This window comes from Gilliamella sp. Pas-s27, from assembly GCF_009795865.1.
Taxonomy (GTDB): domain Bacteria; phylum Pseudomonadota; class Gammaproteobacteria; order Enterobacterales; family Orbaceae; genus Gilliamella.
Genome location: NZ_WTEW01000004.1, coordinates 50,291 through 76,068, shown reverse-complemented (window position 1 = coordinate 76,068; position 25,778 = coordinate 50,291). Strand labels below are relative to the sequence as shown.

Here is a 25,778-nt window from a genome sequence, read left to right as displayed (position 1 = left end):
GCTAGCATTATTCGTTTTAAACAAAATAATTATTTAAAAAACTGAGGTAAATAGTCTTTATTTTCGTTTAAGATTTCTTCAACAATTACTTTTGCTTTTGGAACGTTAACAACAGTTCTATTTAACGTTAAGGCATTGATTAATTTTTGTTTAGAACCTTCATACCAGGCATCAACGACTAATTTTTCATAACCTAATTGGATTTCTATCATCGCTTTTTGGAATGTCGGAATCTTACCAATAGCAAATGCTTTAGGGCCATCAGAAGTTAACATACAAGGCACTTCAACCATTGCATCATCTTGTATGTTACTAATAATGCCTTTGTTTGGAACAATCACAAGATAGATATCGCCTTTGTTATAAGCTAGTGATGCAGCAACACGAATCATATAACGACCATGAATATCATCATGAAGCTGTTCACCAACAATAGAATTTTTTTCAATAATACGTTTACACATTTCAAATACTTGTTTTTCACGCCCATTGATAACTTGTCGCGCACGCGTATTATTAATATCTTCTTTACTCACCATTTTTTCTGGATATAAATAGTATTGTAAATAAGTATTTGGCAAAAATTCAGGGTTATCTCTTAACATCGTTTCCATATTTTTAAACGTTGCTTGCCAAGAAGGATCATTAGCAATAATTGAGTCAACCGCTTTAATACCCTCTTTTAAAATAATATCTTTAATACGTTGAGTTAAATCCTCGCCTTGTTTATTTTTAATTTTAGTAAACCAACCATAATGATTTAAACCAAAGTATTCCGGTACAAAATCCCAAATTTCACAACCAAGCAATTTGGCGTAGCTCACCATGATTGCTGCAGGCATATCACAAATATTTAAAATTCGATTATCATTAGGAAATTCTCGGTTTAAGGCATCTGCAACAATCGCAGCTGGGTTAGTATAGTTTAAGATCCAAGCATCTTTTTTATATGAACGAATTTCATGAACAAGATCGATCATATCGCCTATGGAACGTAAACCGTAAGCCATTCCACCTGCACCACATGTTTCTTGACCTACACATTGGTGAGATAAGGGAATTTGTTCATCACGCTCACGCATTTTTAAACCACCCGTACGAATTTGCATAAAAAAGAAATCAGAGTTTTCAAAAGCAACTTTTCTATCTGTTGTATAGATGAACTCTTCAATTTCAGGATAAAGTTCTTTAAACATAATTTCAGTTGCTTTGGCATTTAGCTCCTGACGGGCTGCATCAATATCATAAAAAACAACTCGTTTTAACGGAAAATTTTGTTTTTCTGTAACAAGACTTCTCATAATACCTAATGTATAAGTACTACCTGCACCAACAACTGTTAAATTAATCTTTTTCATAACCAATTTCCTCAACTATATTTGTGAATAAAAAACACACCAATATGTTATCAATAAGTATTAAATTAAATAATACTTATTAAATACAAATGTGAAAAAGATCACAAAAATTTTTTATGTGTATCAGAAAATAGTCATTTAAATGATATTTAACAATAATAGTTATATTCGTAGAATAATATTGCTCATTTGATGATATTTTGATTATTGGATGTTAATATAATACAAATTTCATATGTAGGATATGATTATGAGTAAACCACTTTATCGACAAATAGCTGAAACTATTGAGAAAAAAATTCGTTCTGGCGAATTAGATGTTGAAGATGTATTACCTACAGAACAATCTTTACAAGAAATATATAATGTTAGTCGCGTCACCGTTCGTAAAGCACTTGAACTACTTGAAAAACAAGGGTTATTAGTGCGTATAAAAGGAAGTGGTACCTATGTTAAATGTAATTCAGCTAAGCACGATGCCTTCCAATTAAAAGGATTTGAAGAAAATATTACCTCACAAGGAAGAGTTGCTAGTACAAAAGTAATACATTTTCAGTTAGAACAAGCACAACCCGTTATTGCAAAGCACCTAAAAATTGAAGTTGGAACATTGATATACTCAATAATACGTATTAGAACAATAGACGATGAGCCTGAAATTTTAGAGCAAAGTTATATGCCTCTTTCACTATTTCATGATCTCAGTATTAAAGTAATGCAAACATCAAAGTATCACTATATTGAAAAACAAAAAGGTTATCAAATATCTCTGAGTAGACAAGACTTAAAGCCTGTTTTAGCAACTAGCATTGTCGCTAAACATTTAAATATCGAAACAAATTATCCTATATTATGCCTACGTTCAACTAGTGAATTAGTTAATGGTGAAATATTTGAATATAGTATTCAATACTTAAGGGGATTCCAATATAGGTTTGAATATATTGCACGCAGAGGATTAGAATAAATATCAATTGTAAAAACTATCCATGTTGTTTACGTGTAATTTAACAAACAGCTATAACAAATATATAAAAGTTAACACGTTATTATAAATATAGCACCTATATCATGAAGAAAAATAATTGTTATAGTTGGCTAAACATTTTTGCTCAGTCGCCCAACCATTTATATGTATTAAAGTTTTTGTCCCACTAAGTTATTCTAAATAAAAAGCCATTGATTTTACTCAATGGCCTTTTGCTAAATATAGAATTTAAAGACTATGCATTTACTGCCTTATTTACTCTTTCACGTAACTCTTTACCAGGTTTGAAATGAGGGATATATTTATGTTTAACTTCAACATTACCACCAGTTCTTGGGTTTCTAGCTTTACGTGGAGCACGGTAGTTTAAACTAAAACTACCAAAGCCTCGAATTTCTACACGATCGTTACTTTCCATAGCTAAAGCGATCTGTTCGATGATATCTCTAACTGAATCATCAACCAGTTGAACAGGAAGATGTGTTCGCCAGTTAACAATTCGTTCTACTAAATCTGATCTATTCATGATCACTCCTAATTTATTTATGCGGTATGTAATTTGTTCATTTTATACCACAAAAGAAAAAGAGGGCAAGCCCTCTTTACTCTTTACATAAATATTCTTTACTCAGTTTTTGATGCGGCTTTGAATGCTTCAGCCATTGCATTAGTAAATGACGCATCTTCTTGAGTTGCAGTATTATTTACAGCAGCAAGAGCTTCTTTTTCGTCAGCTTCATCTTTTGCTCGTACTGATAATGAAATTGCGCGAGTTTTACGATCGATATTCACAATCTTAGCTTCAACTTCATCACCAACTTTTAATGCTGTTGTTGCATCTTCAATACGTTCACGAGCAATATCTTGAGCTTTTAAGTAGCCTTCAATACCTTCAGCGATTTCGATAGTTGCACCTTTAGCGTCAACAGCTGTTACAGTACCTTTAACGATAGTGCCTTTTTTGTAGTTAGACGCAAAGCTACTAAATGGATCATCTTCTAGTTGTTTAACACCTAAAGAGATACGTTCACGTTCTGCATCAACTTGTAACACAACTGCTTCAATATCGTCACCTTTCTTATAAGCTTTAACCGCTTCTTCACCAGGCATATTCCAAGAAATATCTGAAAGATGAACTAAACCATCAATACCGCCATCTAAACCAATAAAGATACCGAAATCTGTGATTGATTTGATCTTACCGCTAACTTTATCACCTTTATTGTGTGATTCAGCAAATTGTAACCATGGGTTTGGTTTACATTGTTTAAGACCAAGAGAAATACGACGACGTTCTTCATCAATTTCAAGAACAATAACTTCAACTTCGTCACCTAAGCCAACTACTTTAGATGGGTGAATGTTTTTATTTGTCCAATCCATTTCAGAAACGTGAACTAAACCTTCAACACCAGTTTCGATTTCAACAAAACAACCGTAGTCAGTTAAGTTAGTTACTTTACCAGTTACTTTAGTACCTTCAGGGTAACGTTTCGCAATTGAAACCCATGGATCTTCGCCTAATTGTTTTAAGCCAAGAGATACACGTGAACGGTCTTTATCAAACTTAAGTACTTTAACAAGTAATTCTTGACCCACTTCAACCACTTCGCTTGGATGTTTAACACGTTTCCAAGCCATATCTGTGATGTGAAGTAAACCATCAACCCCACCAAGATCAACGAACGCACCGTAATCAGTAAGATTTTTAATAATACCTTTAACTTCTGAACCTTCTTGTAGATTTTCAAGAAGTTGTTCTCTTTCTGCACTATTTTCAGATTCAATAACCGCACGACGTGATACAACAACGTTGTTACGTTTTTGGTCTAATTTAATTACTTTTAATTCGATTTCTCTGTTTTCGATATGAGAAGTATCGCGTAATGGACGAACATCAACAAGCGAACCAGGAAGGAACGCACGAACGCCATTAAGATCAACCGTAAAGCCACCTTTAACTTTACCATTGATAACACCTAAAACTGTTGCAGCATCTTCAACTGCTTTTTCTAGTATTATCCATGCTTCATGACGTTTAGCTTTTTCGCGAGATAAAATTGTTTCGCCAAAGCCATCTTCAATTGAGTCAAGCACAACATCAACAATATCGCCAACTTGAACTTCTAGTTCACCTTGGGCATTTTTAAACTGCTCTACTGGAATTGCGGATTCAGATTTTAAACCAGCATCAACTAAAACAACATCTTTGTCGATTGCAACGACAGTACCACGGATCATATTACCAGAACGAGTGTCTAGTTGATTTAAAGACTCTTCAAAGAGTTGAGCAAAAGATTCAGTCATATTTATATACTTAAAATTAATTTAACGTCCACATTACATCATGTCTTGTGGGGGTTATTTACGATACTCCACTCATCCTTGTGATGGAGCTTGGTTTACTCACGCTGTAAACTGACTTACAACGCAATTTTTTTGTTTATATACGCAATAGATTGTTCAAAGACATCTTGAATAGAAAGCGATGTAGTATCAATTATTAACGCATCAACAGCAGGTTTAAGTGGCGCAACAGCCCGATTACGATCACGCTTATCACGCTCTGTTATCTCCTGCAAAATTTCGGCGAATTTAACATGATTTTGCTTATGTTGCAACTGTTTCATTCGTCTTTCGGCACGAGATTGTACACTTGCATCAAGAAAAATTTTAACAGGCGCATCGCTAAACACCACACTGCCCATATCTCGACCATCTGCAATAAGTCCCGGTGCTTGCCTAAAATCACGTTGACGCTGTAGTAATGCAACTCTAACTTTATTGAGTGCTGCTACTTTTGAAGCAGCGCCACCAGTTTCTTCGGTGCGGATACGTTTAGTTACATCAATACCGCTTAATAAAACTTTAACTTCAATATCATCACAGTTAAAAGTCAAAGGTAAATTTAATGCTAAATTCGCTAACTGGTTTTCATCATCCAATGAAATATTTTTTTCAAGAGCGGATAATGCCAGTACGCGATAAATAGCACCTGAATCTAAAAGATGCCATTTAAAATGATTGGCTAATGCCTGACATAACGTACCCTTACCAACACCACTTGGCCCATCAACAGCAACAACGGGGACTATTTTATTCATTTTATTGTTCACTTAATTGTTTAAATTGTTCAAAATAATCAGGGAAAGTTTTCATTGTGCATTTAGGATCTAATATTGTCACAGGCGTATCTGAAAGCGCTACTAATGAAAAACACATAGCAATACGATGATCATTATAAGTTTCAATTTCAGCATGAATTAATTTATTGGGTGGCACAATGGTAATATAATCGTGACCTTCATCAACTGTTGCACCAACTTTTCTTAATTCAGTTGCCATCGCATATAAGCGATCAGTTTCTTTTACTCGCCAATTATAAATATTACGAATCGTAGTAGGACCTTTAGCAAACAACGCTGTCGTAGCAATAGTCATTGCAGCATCGGGGATATGGTTCATATCCATATCAATACCATGCAATTCACCACGTGAACATTCAATATAATCATCTGCCCAAGTAATTTTAGCGCCCATTTTTTCAAGCACATGAGCAAACTGCGTATCGCCTTGCAAACTTTTTTTACCAATTCCCGTAACACGGACTGTACCACCTTTAATAGCAGCAGCAGCTAAAAAATAAGACGCAGATGACGCATCACCCTCAACCAAATAATCACCAGGAGATTGATAATATTGATTTGCCTTGATAACAAATGATTGATAATTATTATTAACTATAGTCACACCAAACATTGCCATCATTTTGATTGTAATATCGATATAAGGCTTAGAAACAAGATCACCAATAATAGTAATTTCAGTGTCTTGTTTTGCTAACGGTGCAGCCATTAATAGTGCGGTTAAAAATTGGCTTGATACCGAACCATCAACTTGGATTTTACCACCTGCAAAGCCACCATAAAGATGTAACGGTGGGTAGCCTTCATTTTCAAGATAATCAATTTTAGCTCCACCTTGACGCAACGCATCGACTAAATGACCAATTGGGCGCTCTTTCATGCGTGGCTCGCCAGTTAGCACAATATTATTATGACCAAGACATAAAGCTGCCGTCAGTGGACGCATTGCTGTACCGGCATTACCTAAAAATAGCTCTAATGCATGGTCAGATTGCAACATCCCCCCTACACCCTGAATATCACAAATAGTGCGATCATGTGATAGCTGGTACTTCACACCTAATGCAGCTAGAGCATCAAGCATATAACGCACATCATCGCTATCCAGTAAATTAGTTAAACGTGTATTGCCTTTACTTAGAGCTGATAACAATAAAGCACGATTAGACACGCTTTTAGAACCTGGCAAATTAATAGTGCCACTAAATGATTTTATTGGTTGTAACGTCAAGGATAACATAATGTCTCTCGTTAAGATTTCATAAATATTTAAAATTTATCTAATGTTGCTTTTAGCAAATCAATAGCGTGATGATCTTTAGCGCTATTTTGCCATAACTTATCAAAAAGATGACGATAACGTTTAATAGCATCTTGCGATGAGGTAATAGAAGCAATACCTGTTGTCACATTCGGCAATTCACCTAAACGAAATGGACTCATCGCCAACGAAATAGGGTCATCGTTTTGGTAAAAAATTTGAAATGTAATCGATGGAATAGCTTCTTGTGTAATTGCAATAGTTGAAGCAAAAGTCTGTTGTTCTATTAGCTCAATTAAATGATAAATTTCGTTACGAGCAAGTAGCATTCTTTCGGACTTCTTACCGGGTGAAATAGTCAAATTACCCACTAAGCCAATATGCAAAAACCGTTCAATATTACGCAAGCTAATCAAATTAATTACTTTAGGAATAGATTGATAAAACTGCTTTTTACGTTCTTTTAAAATCGACAAAATCACTGAGTATTTCTGAGATTCAATTGACTGGTTTGACTCATTTAACATCATAGATAAATGAGTTAAGTAATCAGGGGAAGTTAATAAAAATGAAAAGGGATCGAAGTGAGAATAGATATGGGTTGATTGTTCTTCTAACTGGCGCATACGTTCAAAAAAACCTTCACCACTCGAATAATATTCAGTATCAATACCGAGCAAACTCGCAAAAGAAGTGCCAAGTAAAGATGCCAGTCGTTCTAAAGTTTCGATTTTAACAATTTCACCTTTTTCTAACCGATATACTGCAGCTCTTGAGATTTTAAGACTTTCTGCAACATCCTCAGCTTTCAACGAAGCGGCAATTCGATATGCACGTAAACGCTGGCCTATAGCACAATAATCAATCGATCCTGTAATCATAATACACTCAAATTATTAAGATTTTGGCAGTGTATCACAAGGTGATAGCAATGCCAATTTTTGGCAAAATGTTTCAGGTATAGCCTATATTTTCATCAACAACTTAAATAACACCTATTTTAATAACTCATTTTGCAATGCCGATACATTTTCAAATTCAGTAAACTCAGAAATTGCCTCTGGTTGTTTAGCATTATCTTCACGCTTACCAAGAACTTGCGATGCAAATACAAAACCTTTTTTATCCATAACTGAACGGTTATAAAAATCAACTAAATCTTGTTGAGTGATTTTTTTCAATTGTTCAATTTTTTTGTGCTGTGAATCAAACGCAAAACGCGAATTACGGTAATCTGCCATATAGCGACCAAACTCTTCATCCAATGTTTGCGGCGGCATTTTCAATTCATCAAGCACAGCATTTTTGTATTGATCTATATCTTTTTTAGACAAAGCTTTCAGCTTACTTAACATAACTGGATAAAATTCTTGATAACGCTTAAATAAATAAGCAGGATCGTATTGATTACTTTGAATGATAAAACTCATTCCTACTGAATCCCCCACAGAAACAGGACTAGCAAATACCGCATAGCCAAGTTGCTCATTGGTGCGTAACTGATCATAAAACCAAGGCGAAATAATTTTGGATAGTGTATAACTTAGCATACGACTGCTAATTCGATCATACCCCGTTGGAATATAGCTCATCATCAAAGCATTATCAGTGCTTTTTGCATGTTGCGTAATTTTAGCATCTAACGATTTTTTAATCTTAATATTATCAGCAGGTATAAACTCAACATCATGCACAAATGTTGTTTGAATAGAATGATAAAGATCTAAAGAATCCTCATTAGATAAATTACCTAAACTAAGCATATAAGGTACTGAGTGAGTTAATAAATTATCACGGTAAGTTAACACATCATTAATAGTCATGTTTGCCGTAATTTGTCGTTTTTCATCTCGTTCAAAATAGTGTGGTAATACCGACAATGCATTAACAGGATTAACCGCCAATCTATAACTTTTAGCATGCTCAGCTTTATCCAATTCTTGTAAATACCAAGATTTAGCTAATGCTAAACTTTGCTCATCAATGGTAGCATTACGATAGTTATCAAGTATAGCCGTAACCATTTTTGGTAAATGCTGACTAAAGCCGCTAGCTGAAATCATTAAACCATTATCATTATCAGTTGATAACGAAATACCCGCAACGCCTGCCTGAAATCGTAATTGTTCTAAATTACGACTAACAATATAATCAAGTAGATTAAAAGCAACCACCGCTTTTGCGTCACTAACAGCTTCGTTATTGCGTAACGAAACCACAATAGCGGCTTTAGGTTCATTATGGAAATATTGGCTAGCAAAATGGAAATGATTACCTCGTTTGCTAAATTTAGTTGATTGTGTTTGATTACCGTTTTGTTTCAAAATCGTGAAATTATCAGGTATATAAGGATTAAGTTCTGGCAAACTAAATGTAAAATTTTTGCCTAGCGCTAACCAACTTGCCTTTTGCTCGCTAGAGATATTATCAATTTTATAAGGCGCATCAACAAAATAAGCCATCTTATTAGTCGTTTGATTTGGCGAAATCACCCAAATTCTAGCATTATTGGCAGTCAAACTTTTTAAACGTGAAGCGATCGCAGTTTTATCAAAATTAGTGGCAATAAAATCAGAATTTAGTATATTTTGAACTGGATATAACAGCATCTGATCAGATAGCCATTCCACATAAGACATATCACGCTCAACATCTTGATACTTAAATTCTAACGCTAAAACTTTTTTTAGCTCTTCATAATAAGCATCAGAAATTCCTTGCTTTTGAATTAACTGTAAATAATTAAAAATAGCGCCAATGACTTTATCTTTTTGAGCAAGTCCATCGTCGGTTAAACTTACATTAATACTAAATATACCACTATTACCATAACGGATAGGATTGATAGACGAACTAATTCCTTCAATCAAACCTTGCTTTTGTAACTGATCAGATAGCGTATTATGGCTACTGTTACTGATTAAATAAGTGATATACTCATCGGTTTTATCGGCAAATTTAGCCAGATTATTTTCAATCGGAAACTGTAAAAACAATAGTTTTTTGGGTTGTGCTGGTACCATAGAAATCTGTTTATTTAGCACATTTGGCGTTATAGCAGGCTTATCAACTATTGGGGCATTAATATTTTTATTAGGGATTTTACCAAAACTATTTTCGGCTAGTTTTGCCAATTTATTGATCGATTGATTGCTATACATCACGCCAACCATAATATTGGCTGAATAGTAATCTTTATGAAAATTCACTAAAGCATCTTGCAATTTACTATTTTCTTTATCACTTAATGTTTCTAAATTACCGCCTGAAAATTGAGATGCAGGGTGACTTTGATTAATTGTTTCCGAATCAACTTGCCCAATACGAAATCCATCATTCGATCTAGCCATTGTCATTTCAGCATTAACAGCATTACGTTCTTTATCGGCAAATTTAGGATCCAAATTTGGCTCGCTAATAGCATCGGCTAAATGATCAAGCGCTTTATCAAAAGCGCTATTTTCGACCTCAAAATAAAACGCAGTTCGATGCGAGGCAGTACTTGCGTTATAACTACCAGCATGACGACTTAAAAACTGAGAAAAGCTAGCAGGTTCGGGATAATTCTTTGACCCCATTAACACCATATGTTCAGTATAATGAGCCAACCCTTGCTGATCTTTTGGGTCTTGCAACGAACCAACAGGTAATGCTAATGATGCCAGTGATTTTACGGCTTTAGGATCAGATACAAGTAACACTCGCATTTTATTTGCTAGCTCAATAACTTCATATTGACGCTTATCACGTTCGCTTTGTTGCACCTTTTCTATCAAAACTGGCTTTGTGAGCTTATTTTCGATGGCAAAAGACGAAGAAGTGATAAGCAGTAACCCAATAATTCCACTAAAAATAAAATTAACTAATTTTTTGTTTTTATAAACCATAATATCAGCTAGCTCACCTCAGTTTTAAAAAAATACAAAAATGATTTTACCAAAACACGAATGTATCTTAATAAATTCATCATTAGAAAATGAACATTTAATGTTCACGAGTTTTCCTAAATTCAACATCGGGATATCGCTCTTCGGTCAAATTCAAATTAACCATACTTGGCGCAATATAAGAAAGGTTATCACCCCCATCCAATGCCAAATTCTGTTCACATTTACGTTTAAACTCTTCCAGTTTTTTCACATCTGAGCACTCAACCCAACGCGCTGTTGTCACATTAACCGGCTCATAGATGGCTTCAACGTTATACTCAGATTTTAATCTAGCAACCACAACATCAAATTGTAAAACCCCAACAGCTCCCACAATTAAGTCATTATTTGCTAATGGACGGAACACTTGTACAGCCCCCTCTTCTGAAAGCTGAACAAGTCCTTTCAAAAGTTGCTTTTGTTTAAGCGGATCTTTCAGACGAATGCGACGGAACAATTCTGGAGCAAAGTTAGGAATACCCGTAAACTTAAGATCTTCACCTTGAGTAAAGGTATCACCAATTTGAATTGTTCCATGGTTATGTAAACCAATAATATCACCAGCATAAGCCTCTTCAACATGTTCACGATCACCGGCCATAAACGTCAAAGCATCAGAGATATTAATATCTTTAGCAACACGCACATGGCGTAACTTCATACCTTTTTGATATTTCCCCGACACAATACGCATAAATGCCACACGATCACGATGTTTTGGATCCATATTGGCTTGAATTTTAAACACAAAGCCACTGAATTTTTCTTCTGATGATTCAACTTCACGCTTATCGCTTTGACGAGGCTGTGGTGTTGGAGCCCAAGCAGTTAAACCATCAAGCATATGATCAACACCAAAATTACCCAATGCCGTACCAAAAAAGACGGGGGTTAAATCGCCCGATAAAAAGGCATCTAAATCAAACTCATTAGATGCCCCTTGTACTAATTCAAGTTCTTCACGTAGTTGCTGTGCTAGATCATCGCCGACCGCTAAATCTAAATCGGGATTTGTTAACCCCTTAATAATACGAACTTCCTGAATAGTATGACCTTGACCTGATTGATAAAGATAAGTTTCGTCTTTAGCTAAATGATAAACACCTTTAAATAATTTGCCACAACCAATTGGCCAAGTAATTGGTGCGCACATTATATTGAGTTCATTTTCGACTTCATCAAGCAATTCCATTGGATCACGAATATCACGGTCTAACTTATTCATAAACGTCAAAATTGGCGTATTACGTAATCGTGTCACTTCCATTAATTTACGTGTACGATCTTCAACCCCTTTAGCCGCATCGATCACCATCAAACAACTATCAACTGCTGTTAACGTACGATAAGTATCTTCAGAAAAGTCCTCATGCCCTGGTGTATCTAATAAATTAACTAAGCAGTCATTATAAGGAAACTGCATCACAGAGGTAGTAATTGAAATACCACGTTGCTTTTCCATCTCCATCCAATCAGATTTAGCATGCTGAGCATTAGCACCACGCCCTTTAACTGTACCTGCGGTTTGGATTGCATGACCAAATAACAATACCTTTTCGGTAATAGTTGTTTTACCCGCATCGGGGTGAGAAATAATTGCAAAAGTGCGACGTGCATTAACCTCGTCTAAATAAGCTTGTTCTGTCATAAAACTATTTTAACCCACACAAAAATAATCACCCATTTTAGCAGGTATCTGCCTGTTTTGCCATTAACGTTATACGCAACGTAATTTGCCTTATTTATTTATCTATGCATAATATCTGCCTAATCAGTAATGCAAAATTTACTGCTTACTAGCTTCTTATAAAAAGTTTCTGGAAAGCATGCATTTAAGTATAAAACCGGAATTTATTATGAACATTCGTGATTTAAAACTGTACTTACATTTATGCGAAACCTGCCACTTCGGTGTAACCGCAAATGCAATGCATGTTAGCCCATCAACCTTATCTAGGCAGATCCAACGACTTGAAGAGCACTTTGGACATCCACTATTTATTCGCGACAACAGACAAGTGCAAATCACCCAAGTAGGCGAAAAGGTAAAACGTTTTGCTAAACAAGTAATAAATATGCACCAACAGCTAAAACACGATTTAGATCAACCTAATCAACAAATTGTTGGCGAACTAACACTTTTTTGTTCAGTCACTGCCGCATATAGCCATTTACCCGAAATATTGGATCGTTTTAGAAGTCTCTATCCACTCGTTGAAATTAAACTATCAACTGGTGATGCTGCCGACGCAGTAAAAAAAATACAAACCAATATGGCCGATTTGGCTATTGCAGGCAAACCTAAACAACTTCCAACTGGTATTGAGTTTTTAAAATTTGGTGAAATTGAAATGGTCTTGCTAATCCCGAAACTTAATAGCTCGTTTAGCGATAAATTGCATCAAAAACAACCCGATTGGCATAATATTCCCTTTATATTGCCAGAACATGGACCAAGCCGCCACCGCATCGATTTATGGTTTAAACAAAGAAAAATTACCAATCCCAAAATCTATGCAACAGTTGCAGGACACGAAGCCATTGTATCAATGGTTGCTTTAGGTTGTGGCGTCGCCTTATTACCAAAAGTCGTGATGGACAACAGCCCAGAACGGATAAAAGATCGCATAACCGAATGGTCTACTAACTTGATGGAACCCTTTGATGTTGGTATTTGTGTGCAAAAAAGGCGACTATCTGAAAAAGTTATCGCTGCTTTCTGGGAAATTAGCAATCTAAATTTGCCCAATAACGAATAACTAAAATATAATATATAATCATAAATTAAAGACTAAAACCAGAATAATAGGTGTGACAAACTAACCCGTCATCAACGTGTTTTTAGCAAAATATAACATAGCTAGACGTCATTATAATGGAATTAAAAATGAAACAGATAACAATAAAAACATTAACCTCATTAATACTTCTTGTCGCTTTTTCCATGCCATTAACCGCACAAAGCAATCCAACAAAATCAACCAAAACGGACAAAAGCACAAAGACAACTACATCGAAAAAAAATACCAATGCAAACAAAAATAAAAACACTAACAATAAAGCAAATACTAATTCAGACGCCAATAAAAATGACGACACAATCACAACTTCACCTCAAGCATTGACAACCAATGCTAATGTAAACACCAATAATAACTTTCAAATTGGTAGTGCTATCACAAAACCTAAGTGGTTAGTTCGTAGCACTTTGGCTTACTATGATGGTGATGAAAACGATCTTGCTACTGCAGGTCTTGGCTTTACACCATTATCTACCAGCATTATTACACCAGAAGTGGAAATCCCAACCAAACCAAACTTTGAAGAACGCCGTCAAGCCAAGCTAAACCGCTATATTGACACTAAAATTGGTGAAGGAACATTATTTGGTTTTAAAAAACAAGAATTAACTCCTCTATTTGATGGCAAAATTGCAGGCACTGAAATATCCGCCGTACAAAGGGAAGACGGCGTAGGCATGTTATTACAAATTCCACTTGATTTTAATAAAAACAAACCTTGCATTGTTGCTATTCCTGCTATTGACTCAGACGGAATATACAATGCCAAAGATATACAAATCCGAGGATTATGGGGACTTCGCCATAATTGCGCAGTGGTATATAACGACAAAGGAGTAAGTGGTATTTATGATATTAAACACAAGCTTGGTTTTACCGTATGGGGCGAAGTAAAAGATGGTAATATTTTATTTGGTCCTTCAATAAAAAACAGAGAACAATACATCAAAAAATACCCTCATCGCTACGCAGTAAAACAATTGCACTCAAAACTAAATGCTGAAGCACGCTGGGGGGAACATGTATTAAGATCTATTGAGTTTGCCTTTTATGAACTCAATAGTATGTTTTCAACCAATCAACAAATTATCTACAACAAAGATAATACCCTTGTTTTAGTATACGGTGCCGGCGACGGTGGTGGAGCGGCACTAAAAGCAGGCGAATTAGATGACCAAAACCTAATTGATGGTATTGTGGCAGTCAATCCACAAATTCAACCCAATATCGATAAAACGCAGGTCACACTCAAAATTGGCAATAATGCTTCACAAAAACTAGAAGCCAAATCCATTGCAAATTACAGTGCTTACGGCGCCTTATATATACCATGTGCGATCCCAGCAATAAAACCTAATAAAGATGATACTTATATACCTTATGCAAATTATTTTCTTTATTCACAAGAACGGTGTAATGCGCTAAAAAAAGCAAAATTACTCACCAAAGGAACGCCACAAGAAGCCTTAGAAAAATTACACAAAAACGGTTGGACTCCAAATATGGATATTCAACTACCATATTTCTACTACACCGAATCCATCGACCTACCATATCAATACATTAGCGCTTATGGCAAATATGATGTCACTGAAAACATGTGTGATTTTTCGGTAGCAAGTACCCAACAAACGCCTATTTACTACAGTGGTAAAGTAGCACCATTAGAAGAAATATCGTTTGAACAGATATGGGGAATGACAAACGGTCATTTACCGCTTTGGAATGGACATAATGCAACAATTTTGGATTTGGTTGAAAATGGTGATCTCAATGCACCAAGACGTGAATTTTACTCAAGTTCACAATCAAAAACCACTGTTGATTATGGTACTACTGGATCAATTTGTGTCTATAAAAAGTCACAAGAACCTCGGGTTGAACAAGGCATAAAGCAAGTTATGGCATCAGGCAACTTACATGGTATAAAAACCTTTATTATACATGGCCGTAACAATGTTAAACAGCTACCAAACTACACATCACGCCCTTATGTAGCATTAAATAGCTTGGTTGAAGGTAAACAATCTCAACTAAGATACATTGAAGTCGAAAACGCAAGCTACTTAGATGGTAGAGCACCATTTGACAATACATTATTACCTATTGACTATTATGGCGAAGATGCTATTGAATGGTTATGGGCTAACTTAACCAACGAAGCTACATTACCAGTAAGCCAAGTCGTACATGCCAAGGCCCGAGGAGGAAAAAGTGGTTATGCACCCCCACTAACTAGTAAAACTCTACAGCCGATAAAACAATTACCAAATAGCAAAGAAATTATTCAAAATGACAAGGGTAACTTAATACTACCAAATTAATAGGCTATATAATTAAATCGCTATCGAATTTAGACTTAAGTGCATTTAAACTTAAGAACATTTAGACTGAAGAACAGTTAGAATAAAAAATAATTTAAATCGATAGCGCCCAACTTCATTTAAAAAATACCCTCTTTTACTGCCAAACAGATTTTAGGATATAACAAAAAAAACAACGACTCTAATTGTGCATAATGTTGCTTAATATCAACGATCGTTTCTTTTAACAAATATAATTTTGGTCGCCTATTTGCCATGCCTCTTAACACATCACCAACAAAATCAATAGAAGCATAATTTTCAAGCCATTGCCCTTGCCACATTGCATTCATAAAATGCTGATACTCGACAGAATAAGCTGTAACATAAGGTTGGATAAGTGCTTTTGTTGTTTGATTAAATTCAGCGACACTACCCTGTAGTCCATAACTTACCCAATGTTTTGACAAAAAATGATCCCACACAATATCTAATGTAATGGAAGCAACACGTTGATGTGATTTTCGAAATAGCAGTTTGGCTTGCTTAACTTCAAATAGATTATCGGTCAAACTATCGATTTTACGATGTAGCATAATGCCATCAGCAATATCAGAATTATAAACGACATAAGGATCGCCTTTAATAAAATCCGCTACGGTATTACCAATTAACGAACTATCAGCTAATGTAGCCAAATGCAAATGAGCCAGAATATTCATAAAATAATAACAATCAATTATTCACGATGTTTAAATTCACCTTCAGCAAAACCTTCTCGCCAATAGCTAGTAATCTGGAAAGCATCTAACGACAAATGAATATATTTATCCTTAACCGCTTGACGAACAGATTGTGCCAGCGAACGCTCCATTCCCCCCCAAAACAACAGCTTATCGTGCCCTAATAAATCGGCATTCATTACCGCATCAACTAATTGGTAAGGATTACCTGCATTTTTCACAAACCAACGAACCTCAATATTTTTATTATCGGACAATGACACCATATCATTCTTATGATTAACCTCAATAAAAGCAAATGCTTTTTGCCTTTTAGGAAGATGTTCAAGTGTATAACAAATCGCTGGCACAGCCGAAACATCCCCCATTAATACCAAATAGTCATTAGTAAACTGCAACTTACTACCAATACTAATCAAACCAATCTGATCGCCAACTTTAGCTTTTTGAGACCACACCGAAGCCAATCCTGTATCATGAATAGCAAAATCAACAAAAAATTGACTAGTGACACTATCAAATTCACGCACACTATAGCTACGCACTAGCTGACGTAACTTATCATCAACGGCAATTTTATTATTATCATCAAGCTTAGGGAACGCAATTTTGCCAGTTAAAGGATCAGGAAAGAGTAGCTTTAAATGTGGACAAATCCATAATGGATTAACATCAAATGATTTATCGCTACTAAACTGCACACGAATAAAACTAGGTGATATTTTTTCAACCTTTAATACTGTTAATAATGAATTAACAATGGTTTTTTTCTTTATTTTATTTTTTTGTTTTTTTTCATCCATAGCAGTCAATCCTTACATTTTTAATAGTTAAAATCATCATACAACAAAAAATGTTAGGACAATGCTATTTTTACAATCGAAAAAATAGATAACTTGTTCCACCATCAAAAGTATGGAACAAGATTCAACAAACATCAATAAATAAACTTAAAACGCTAACGCCCCAAAAACGCCACACCAATCTTGATCAAACTTAGCAATTGCTGCATCAACTGCAGGATCTGAAATAAAAAGTTCTGCAACATCAACAGGTAACGTAATTGCCTTACACCCAGCAAGCATACAGTCTAACGCCTGTCGTGGTGTTCTAAAGCTAGCGGCTAACACCATTGACTGCGGGCAATGCAAATCTAACAATTTTTGCAGTTCGAGCACGGTATCTTTACTATTACCCCCTTGCGCATCAATACGATTAACATAAGGTGCAATATATTTAGCCCCAGCAAGCGCAGCTAAAAAACCTTGCCCTGCACCATAAACAGCCGTGCCTAATGTTGGAATTCCTTGCTGAGCTAGTTCTTTAATCGCAACTAAGCCTTCTGCTGTAACGGGGATTTTAGTAATAAGATTTGGTACCGATTTTCTTAATTGCTCTGATTCTTTAATCATTTCTTTTGCACAACTTGAAAGTACCTGTGCAAATAATAACTTATCAGGCCCTAAAATATATTGTAGTTCTGCCAATAATGTAAAAATGGAACGCCCTGATTTTGCCACAATACTCGGATTTGTTGTTACTCCTTTAATCGGCAATATCGGGGCTAATCGTTTAATTGCCGCAATATCGGCAGTGTCTAAATATAATTCCATAGTTAACTCCTATTGATAATAATTAATAACTAAACTACATCTGTAGTTGATAATCTAAATTTTCATCCTCCCTTTATAACTATATAACCATAACTTTCAATGAGTTGTTTAATATCTTCAACTTGTTCCATAGTTGGGATAGGGATATGTTTCATTTTGTAATTTTGATGAATAAGAGCATATTTAGGTTCACCAAATTTATGAAAAGGTAAAATATGGATCTGTTTAATTCGTTCAAACGCTTTTAAAAACGATAATATTTTTAAAACATTTTCTTTTAATAAAGTATATTGAGGAATTAATGGTAGCCTTGGTACTAAATTGATATTGAACTGATACAACTGTTTAAAATTATTTAAAACTCTTGGCAAATGAAGATTAAGTATTTGACTCGCTTTTTGTTGATCCATTATTTTAAAATCAAATAATACTTCATCGCACTGGCTTGCTACTGATAAAAAATCATTAAATCGAACATCACCAGCCGTTTCAATGGCAGTATTTATACCTAATTGTTTTAGTCTTGTAAGTAATTGTGTTGCAAATTTTGCTTGTAAAAGAACCTCGCCACCCGATAAAGTCACGCCGCCACCCGATGAGCGGAAAAACACTTCATCTTTTAAAATCTGCTTAATAAGTTCTTCTAAATCAATATCGTAACCAATCTTCTCTAACGCTCCACTAGGACATTCATTACTATCATAAGTACAAATATCACATTTAAGACATTTAGATTTTCGTTTGATGATCTGAATATTACGAGACATTGATTCAGGATTAGCACACCACGGACAACGATGCGGACAACCTTTAAAAAAGACCACTGTTCGAATACCATTACCATCATTTAAAGAATAGCGTTGAATATTAAATATTCTTGCAACACTATTGCCACTCACCGGAATAGTATCCGATGAGTGATGCGACTGAAGATGACTACTCAAATTTTTTGATAGATCATTACAATTGATGAGCAGTTCGGCGGATGATATCATCCTGAATCTCCTTAGATAATTCGACAAAAAAAGCACTATAACCAGCGACTCTAACAACTAATCCTGCATAATCTTGAGGTTTTATTTGTGCTGCTTTTAACGTCTCTGCATTAACAACATTAAACTGAACATGTTGTAACTTTAATTTGCTAAACGCATGCAAAAAGTTAGCTAATTTATGTAAACCATTTTCACCTTCTAAAGTGCTTGGTGTAAATTTAACGTTCAATAATGTTCCATTTGATAACAGATAATTATCTAATTTACTAACCGATTTTAATACCGCTGTTGGGCCATTCAAATCTTGACCCAACATGGGTGATAAACCGCCATCAGCAAGTTGTTCACCAGCATAACGACCATCTGGTGTTGCACCTACAACAGCGCCTAATGGTACATGAGCTGACACTGTATAAGAACCAGGTGTAAAAATGCCTCCTCTTGGGTTAGTATATTTTTCTACTTCTTTACAATATACGCGTAGCAATTCTGCACTAATATTATCGACGTCTTCAATATCATTACCATATTTACTAAAACGGTTAATTAAACGAGCTCTTATTTTTTGACCATCAGTACAATTAAAGTTATCTTTCAATACGGCTAATAATTCATTAAAAGACATTCTTTTTTCATCAAAAACCATACCTTTAAGTGCAAATAGTGAATCGCTTAGATTTGCAATACCAATACCTTGAACACCAGAAAAATTATAACGAGCTCCTCCTTCTGTAATATCTTTACCTTTTTCAATACAGTCTAAAACAAAGGAAGATAATAACGGTACTGGTGCCCAATTTCGATGGCCAAGATCACAAATATTGCTTCCTTCTACCATTAATTTGACATAATAACGGATATTTTCTTTGATTTGTTCAAACAAATTTTCATAAGTAACATGAGGATTATTTTCATTTTCAAATAACGTAATTTCCATTATTTTTAGCAAATTAAACATAGCTATATCATGTAAACCATACGTTTTACCTGGTATTGATAACTCAACACAACCCACAACGGAATAATCACGGGCATCTTCTAAAGCAACTCCCCGATTTAAAAAAGCGGGTATAATAACTTCATCATTAAAAATTTGTGGAATTCCAGTACCTAAACGAATGGTCTCAGCTGTTTTAATTAAAAATTGTCGATCAATTAACTCATTCACCCTTACTCCTAAATTAGGTTGAGGTAAACGAACCGCCTGATAAGCATCTAAACATAATGTTGATAACTCATTAACACAGCTATGCCCAATCTCATTTAAACCACCTAATAAAATGGTATAGCCTGATGGGAATCCCGCAAAATATCTAGCACTAGATGCTGAACGTAATAAAACAATATCATTACATTTAACCCAGAGTGATGTTAATAGTTCTTTTAAAAAAAGAGGATCCTCATTATTTGCTAACGATGCTTGGTAAAATGGCCACATATATTGATCAAAGCGACCTAATGAAATAGAACTCGCATTGGATTCATATTGCAAAATAATATTCATATACCAAAACAATTGGCATGCTTCATAAAAATTTGTTGGTTTGTGATAAGCAATATTTTGAGAGACAACGGCTATTTTATTTAACTCTCGTTGACGATTAACATCTTGACAGTTTTTTGCCATTTCATTAGCTAACTCAGCATAGCGTAAAATATGCAACTGTGCTCCCACTAAGACAATTTTTACTGCTTGATAAAAGTGATTTTCAGGATATTGATCAACTAATTGGTTCAATTCTACAATTAAATTATTTAAACCATTTTCAAGCAATCTTGGATAATCAATAATAATATGCCCTTGCCCTTTGTCAGTTTGATTAATACTAAAAATAGCCTTACGTTCAGCGTCTTTTACACTTTCTGGAATTTGCTCATTAATAAAGTCCTTCATGGAACGCTTTTCCCAGTAAGGATAAAGTACTGTACGATAAATATGTTTATCTTGATCAGAAATATAAAAACGATCTTGAGGTCGAGTTGAAAAATCATCCAATTCTTTTAACAACCAATAAGGATCCATCTCTGGTGAAACAATACCAGAACGAGGTTTGATAGTTCGATTTCCCGCAATAAGCTCACCATCTCGAATTGAAATATCAACTTTAGCCAAAATATTAGCTGTGGCTTTTGCTCGCCTAATAATTGTAGGTTCACCTTCCGTTTGTTTATGACTCTCAGTATAAAGTAACGCCCTTTCTAATGAGATTTCTCTCGTTTGTTTAAACAAATCTGCCTTTAATTTTTCAATACGAGTAACCATAACGTAACCTCATTATCAATAGGTTATAGCTTTTTCTTCCTATAACCATATTGCCTTAATATTGTTTATAACAAATAAATATTAATAACCGATATTATTTATTTAAATTTTCTTCTATTTTTTGTAAAATCAAATCTGCTTTTTTTACTGCATCACTAATTGCAATGCGTGCGACCGGTTTATTTTTAAAGCGTTCTTGATTTTTTATACCAATATCATTGGTGAGTATAATAAAATCCGCATTTGCAACATCTTCTGCTGTTAGCTCATTTTCAATCCCTATTGAACCTTGCGTTTCAACTTTACAAGACCACCCCTTTTCTTTCGCCGCTCGCTCTAAAGATTCTGCTGCCATATAAGTATGAGCAACTCCTGAAGGACAAGCTGTAACTGCAATAATATTTACCATTTTTTTCTCCTCTCGATCATAGAAATATGATTAACCAATATCAAATGAGATATCTAACTCGTCACCATTTGATTTGTCTTCAACTAATTTATTCTTTGAACGTATAAATCGTTTTAAAGATACGATTGTTAAAGCACATGCTAACGAACCAGCTACTATCGCTAAAATAAAGCTTAATTTCCCAGTTACGACGGGTAAAACAATTAAACCACCCCAACCGGCATAACATTCTGCCCCCAAGAATGCAGATATTGCGCCACCTACTGCTGAACCAAGCATGGTCGATGGAATAACTCTCAACGGATCTGCGGCAGCAAAAGGGATCGCACCTTCAGTCACACCAACTAATCCCATCACAATTGCCGCTTTACCTGCTTCTTTTTCTTCTATTGTAAATAGTTTTTTACCGATAATAGTTGCCAAACCAGTACCAATAGCTGGAACTGCAATACCAATAGCAGCAATAGCTACAATGGTATAAATACCCTCACCAACACAAATTAACATAAAAGCATAAGCGACTTTGTTAACTGGACCACCTAAATCGAACCCCAACATAATGCCAATAATTAATGCAAGCACAACAATACTGCCATCTTGCATTCCCCTTAGCCATGTTGTTAATGACGTTGTTAATAGACCTATTGGTTCCCCGAGAACCCACATCATGGCGCCAGCAGTAATAAAGGTGCCAATAATAGGAATAATAAAGATTGGCATAACTGAACGAAATATCGCTGGAACGCTAATTTTTTTAAGATAAAAAACAATAATTCCACCAACAAGACCTGCAATTAAAGCACCCAAAAACCCCGCACCAAAAGATGCACCTATCCAAGCACCAATAGCACATGGTGCTAATGCTGCTCTTTCTGAAATAGAATAACCAATATAAGCTGCTAAAAATGGAATCATTAACGTTAAACCGGCTTCACCTATTTGAAACAGCTTATTTAAAAAAGGGTCATTAATAGGATCAGGCACACCACCTTGCCCTAGTAACATGACAGAACCCGCAAGTAGAATACCGCCAGAAACAACAAACGGAATCATATGCGAAACCCCTGTCATTAAATGTTGACGGGTATTTTTCAATATTGAAATAAGATCTTTCATATTTTATACCTCCTTTTATGTATCATTTTTACTCTTATCATTTATTGTTTTTTATAGTAGAAAATGTTTCTTAATCACCACAGAGGAAAAACTTGTTATTTACTGGATTTTTGTACTCTCTATAAAAAAATGAGATCTATATCAAAAAATTTAATTATTTCTATAAATTTGTTGGTTAATAAAATGAGATAAAGATCACAAATTGATCTTTACATTACTTTTATCCAGTTATTATCAATTTTTTCATATAGTTTAATTCGAATTGTTATTTATGCTTTTAATTACTTTTTACTACATTAATAACTAAATATGACAAGAATTAATTAAGGAGAATTGATATGGCAAAAAAAATTGTATTTACTTGTATACTACCAAATGGTATACATGCTCGCCCTGCAAGTAATATTGAAAAAATCTGTAACGGATTCATTAGTACAATTCAATGGCATAATCTCCGTACAAATATTATCGTTGATGCTAAAAGCGTATTATCTTTGATTAGTACAAATACGTTATTAAATGATAAATGTCATTTATTGATCAATGGACAAGATGAAGAACAAGCTTATATACGATTAAACACATTTATTGAAAACGAATTACCTTTTTGTGATGAAGAATTAATCGCAAATAATGACGAAGAAATCACTCCACTACCACGATCTTTAAGCAATTTAAATCCTCATATTATTAGAGCAAAAGCGGTATGTGGTGGTATTGCTAGCGGAATTCTAAAACAAATTGATTATATCGACTTGAACAAACTTGACGCTTTCCTCCCAGCTGAATCAATAGAAAAGGAACAAAGTATTGCTAAAAATGCACTAACTAAATTACAAAAAATTATTTCATTGCAAATAGATTGTGCTTCAGAAACGTCAAAAGATATTTTGTCTGCTCATCTAGCTATTTTAGAAGATCCATCTTTTTATGAACAAATCGAACAACATATTGAACAAAATTTAACGGCAGGCGCTGCCATTATCAATACCGCAAAATTCTTTAGTGAGCAACTCATCAATTCTGGCAGTGAATATTTAAAAGAAAGGACACTTGATATTCGAGATGTTTGCTTACAACTATTGCAACAAATTTATGGCGAAAACAAATTTTCGACCCACCCTAAAATCACTGAACCAACGATTTACATAGCAGAAGAACTAACACCAAGCCAATTTTTAGAATTAGATAAAAAACACCTAAAAGGACTGTTATTGGCACAAGGGGGAACAACATCTCACACTGTGATTTTAGCACGATCATTTAACATTCCTACACTAGTTGGTGTCAATATCGATATACTAAAAAAACACATCGATCAGAAAGTGAAAGTTGATGGTGATTTAGGGCTTATTGCTTATAATTTATCACCAGAAGTACAACGTTATTACCAATTAGAATCTCATCTACATGCTCAATTAACCGAAAAACAAAAAACATTTATTAATACTCCAGGTGCAACTGTAGATGGTATAAAAATTGAAATCGCTGCAAATATTGCTCATTCAATCGAAGCACAATCTGCATTTAATAATGGTGCTCAATCAATTGGATTATTCCGTACTGAAATGCTGTATATGGATCGCCATCATGAACCATCAGAAGACGAGTTATATAATACCTTTTGTCAAGCAATCGAAGCAGCTAAACAGCGGACAATCATTATACGAACATTTGATATTGGTGGTGACAAACCAGTAAACTACCTCAACATTCCTCGTGAAAATAATCCTTTTTTAGGTTATCGTGCCGTTCGTATTTATCAGGAGTTTTTGACATTATTTAGAACACAATTAAGAGCAATTTTAAAAGCTTCTGCACATGGTAAATTAAAAATCATGATTCCAATGATCTCATCAATGGAAGAAGTATTATGGATAAAAGAAGAATTAGCCAATATAAAGCAGTCATTACGCAATGAAAAAATACCATTTGATGAAAAAATTCCTCTTGGCATAATGTTAGAAGTTCCTTCTATCATGTTTATCATTGATCAATGCTGTGAAGAAATTGATTTTTTCAGTATTGGGAGTAATGATTTAACACAATATTTATTAGCTGTTGATCGCGATAATGCAAAAGTCACCAAACATTACAACAGTCTGAATCCTGCCTTTTTAAGGGGATTAGATCATATTGTGAAAACCGTTCATCATTATGGGAAATGGGTAGGAATCTGTGGCGAATTTGCCAGCAAAGGATCAGTATTACCACTACTTGTTGGTCTAGGATTAGATGAACTTAGTATGAGTGCACCCAATATTCTTGCCACAAAAGCACGCCTAGCAAAATTAAGCCGTTCAGATTGCCGAATATTGTTAAATAAAGCAATGAACTGCCAAACATCACTTGAAGTTGAACATTTACTTGCTCAATTTCGTATGGAACAAGGTGATCTACCACTTATCACTTCAGAAACAATTACGATTGAGCCCGATTGGTTAAGTAAAGAAGAAGTGATTAAAGGCATGACCGATAACCTGTTAATTGCGGCAAGATGTCGTTACCCACAAAAATTAGCCGAAGATATTTGGTTACGCGAAGATGTATTTTCGACAGCATTAGGATTTGGTTTTGCTATTCCACATACAAAATCAGAACATATTGAACAATCAACAATTAGTGTCACAAAATTGCCTTGCCCCATCACATGGGGAGATGAAGAAGTCAGTTTTGTCATCATGTTGACTTTAAACAAACATACCGCGGGCGATCAGCATATGCGAATCTTTTCAAAATTAGCTAGACGCATTATGCATGAAGAATTTAGAACTTCGTTAGTAAATAGTTCAACTGCAGCAGAAATTGAAACTATTCTTAAACAAGAGTTAGAAATTTAGCCTTAAAAAACAA

19 protein-coding genes are annotated in these 25,778 nt (G+C 34.8%); 4 read left to right on the top strand and 15 right to left on the bottom strand.

Annotated elements, in window-relative coordinates:
- Positions 1-29: 29 nt before the first annotated feature.
- On the bottom strand, positions 30-1,358 hold the full coding sequence (locus GQ589_RS02820) for a 6-phospho-alpha-glucosidase (RefSeq protein WP_160424482.1): 1,329 nt from the start codon (positions 1,356-1,358) through the stop codon (positions 30-32).
- A 250-nt stretch (positions 1,359-1,608) separates the two neighbouring features.
- Between GQ589_RS02820 and GQ589_RS02815 the strand changes: the two genes are divergently transcribed.
- On the top strand, positions 1,609-2,325 hold the full coding sequence (locus tag GQ589_RS02815; protein ID WP_160411279.1) for a GntR family transcriptional regulator: 717 nt from the start codon (positions 1,609-1,611) through the stop codon (positions 2,323-2,325).
- A gap of 256 nt (positions 2,326-2,581) precedes the next feature.
- Here the strand turns inward: GQ589_RS02815 and ihfB are convergent, their stop codons facing one another.
- From ihfB to prfC, 7 genes are all read right to left on the bottom strand, one after another.
- Entirely contained in the window at positions 2,582-2,872 is a 291-nt protein-coding gene (ihfB, locus tag GQ589_RS02810; RefSeq protein ID WP_160401190.1) for an integration host factor subunit beta, read from the bottom strand.
- A 98-nt stretch (positions 2,873-2,970) separates the two neighbouring features.
- Entirely contained in the window at positions 2,971-4,653 is a 1,683-nt protein-coding gene (gene rpsA / locus GQ589_RS02805; protein ID WP_160411280.1) for a 30S ribosomal protein S1, read from the bottom strand.
- 116 nt (positions 4,654-4,769) lie between these two features.
- Positions 4,770-5,450 carry a (d)CMP kinase gene (cmk, locus tag GQ589_RS02800; RefSeq protein ID WP_160411281.1) on the bottom strand — a complete coding sequence of 227 codons (681 nt, stop codon included), beginning with the start codon at positions 5,448-5,450 and terminating at the stop codon, positions 4,770-4,772.
- A 1-nt stretch (position 5,451) separates the two neighbouring features.
- Positions 5,452-6,735, bottom strand: coding sequence for a 3-phosphoshikimate 1-carboxyvinyltransferase (gene aroA, locus GQ589_RS02795; RefSeq protein WP_370519410.1), 1,284 nt, complete (start codon positions 6,733-6,735; stop codon positions 5,452-5,454).
- Between the two features lie 26 nt (positions 6,736-6,761).
- On the bottom strand, positions 6,762-7,634 hold the full coding sequence (locus GQ589_RS02790; protein WP_160411283.1) for a helix-turn-helix transcriptional regulator: 873 nt from the start codon (positions 7,632-7,634) through the stop codon (positions 6,762-6,764).
- A 114-nt stretch (positions 7,635-7,748) separates the two neighbouring features.
- Positions 7,749-10,640 carry a pitrilysin gene (gene ptrA, locus GQ589_RS02785; RefSeq protein WP_160411284.1) on the bottom strand — a complete coding sequence of 964 codons (2,892 nt, stop codon included), beginning with the start codon at positions 10,638-10,640 and terminating at the stop codon, positions 7,749-7,751.
- A 97-nt stretch (positions 10,641-10,737) separates the two neighbouring features.
- The gene (gene prfC, locus GQ589_RS02780; protein ID WP_160401184.1) at positions 10,738-12,330 is read right to left on the bottom strand and encodes a peptide chain release factor 3; all 1,593 of its coding nucleotides are present in this window, start codon (positions 12,328-12,330) and stop codon (positions 10,738-10,740) included.
- A 208-nt stretch (positions 12,331-12,538) separates the two neighbouring features.
- Here prfC and ilvY point away from each other — a divergent pair, with 208 nt between their 5' ends.
- Together ilvY and GQ589_RS02770 are read left to right on the top strand one after the other, a co-directional pair.
- Entirely contained in the window at positions 12,539-13,441 is a 903-nt protein-coding gene (ilvY, locus tag GQ589_RS02775) for an HTH-type transcriptional activator IlvY (protein ID WP_160424480.1), read from the top strand.
- Positions 13,442-13,569: 128 nt separating this feature from the next.
- Entirely contained in the window at positions 13,570-15,807 is a 2,238-nt protein-coding gene (locus GQ589_RS02770) for a 3-hydroxybutyrate oligomer hydrolase family protein (RefSeq protein ID WP_160424477.1), read from the top strand.
- A gap of 119 nt (positions 15,808-15,926) precedes the next feature.
- On the opposite strand, the gene GQ589_RS02765 is transcribed toward GQ589_RS02770, so the two are convergent.
- The 7 genes from GQ589_RS02765 to GQ589_RS02735 all read right to left on the bottom strand — a co-directional run bounded on the left by GQ589_RS02765 (position 15,927) and on the right by GQ589_RS02735 (position 22,925).
- A complete protein-coding gene (locus tag GQ589_RS02765; RefSeq protein WP_160424475.1) occupies positions 15,927-16,508 on the bottom strand; it encodes an ACP phosphodiesterase in 582 nt (193 codons plus the stop codon).
- 17 nt (positions 16,509-16,525) lie between these two features.
- On the bottom strand, positions 16,526-17,332 hold the full coding sequence (locus tag GQ589_RS02760) for a siderophore-interacting protein (RefSeq protein ID WP_160411288.1): 807 nt from the start codon (positions 17,330-17,332) through the stop codon (positions 16,526-16,528).
- Positions 17,333-17,479: 147 nt separating this feature from the next.
- The gene (fsa, locus tag GQ589_RS02755; RefSeq protein ID WP_160424473.1) at positions 17,480-18,142 is read right to left on the bottom strand and encodes a fructose-6-phosphate aldolase; all 663 of its coding nucleotides are present in this window, start codon (positions 18,140-18,142) and stop codon (positions 17,480-17,482) included.
- Between the two features lie 62 nt (positions 18,143-18,204).
- Complete coding sequence (locus GQ589_RS02750; protein WP_370519409.1) at positions 18,205-19,086, bottom strand: [formate-C-acetyltransferase]-activating enzyme; 882 nt, start codon at positions 19,084-19,086, stop codon at positions 18,205-18,207.
- Between the two features lie 16 nt (positions 19,087-19,102).
- Positions 19,103-21,400, bottom strand: coding sequence for a formate C-acetyltransferase (locus GQ589_RS02745; protein ID WP_160424469.1), 2,298 nt, complete (start codon positions 21,398-21,400; stop codon positions 19,103-19,105).
- A 94-nt stretch (positions 21,401-21,494) separates the two neighbouring features.
- Positions 21,495-21,809, bottom strand: a complete 315-nt coding sequence (locus GQ589_RS02740) for a PTS fructose-like transporter subunit IIB (protein WP_160411292.1) — start codon at positions 21,807-21,809, stop codon at positions 21,495-21,497.
- 30 nt (positions 21,810-21,839) lie between these two features.
- Positions 21,840-22,925: a PTS fructose transporter subunit EIIC gene (locus tag GQ589_RS02735; protein WP_160424467.1), complete on the bottom strand. Its 1,086-nt coding sequence runs from the start codon at positions 22,923-22,925 to the stop codon at positions 21,840-21,842.
- 338 nt (positions 22,926-23,263) lie between these two features.
- Here GQ589_RS02735 and ptsP point away from each other — a divergent pair, with 338 nt between their 5' ends.
- Positions 23,264-25,765 carry a phosphoenolpyruvate--protein phosphotransferase gene (ptsP, locus tag GQ589_RS02730; protein WP_160424465.1) on the top strand — a complete coding sequence of 834 codons (2,502 nt, stop codon included), beginning with the start codon at positions 23,264-23,266 and terminating at the stop codon, positions 25,763-25,765.
- Positions 25,766-25,778 lie beyond the last annotated feature (13 nt).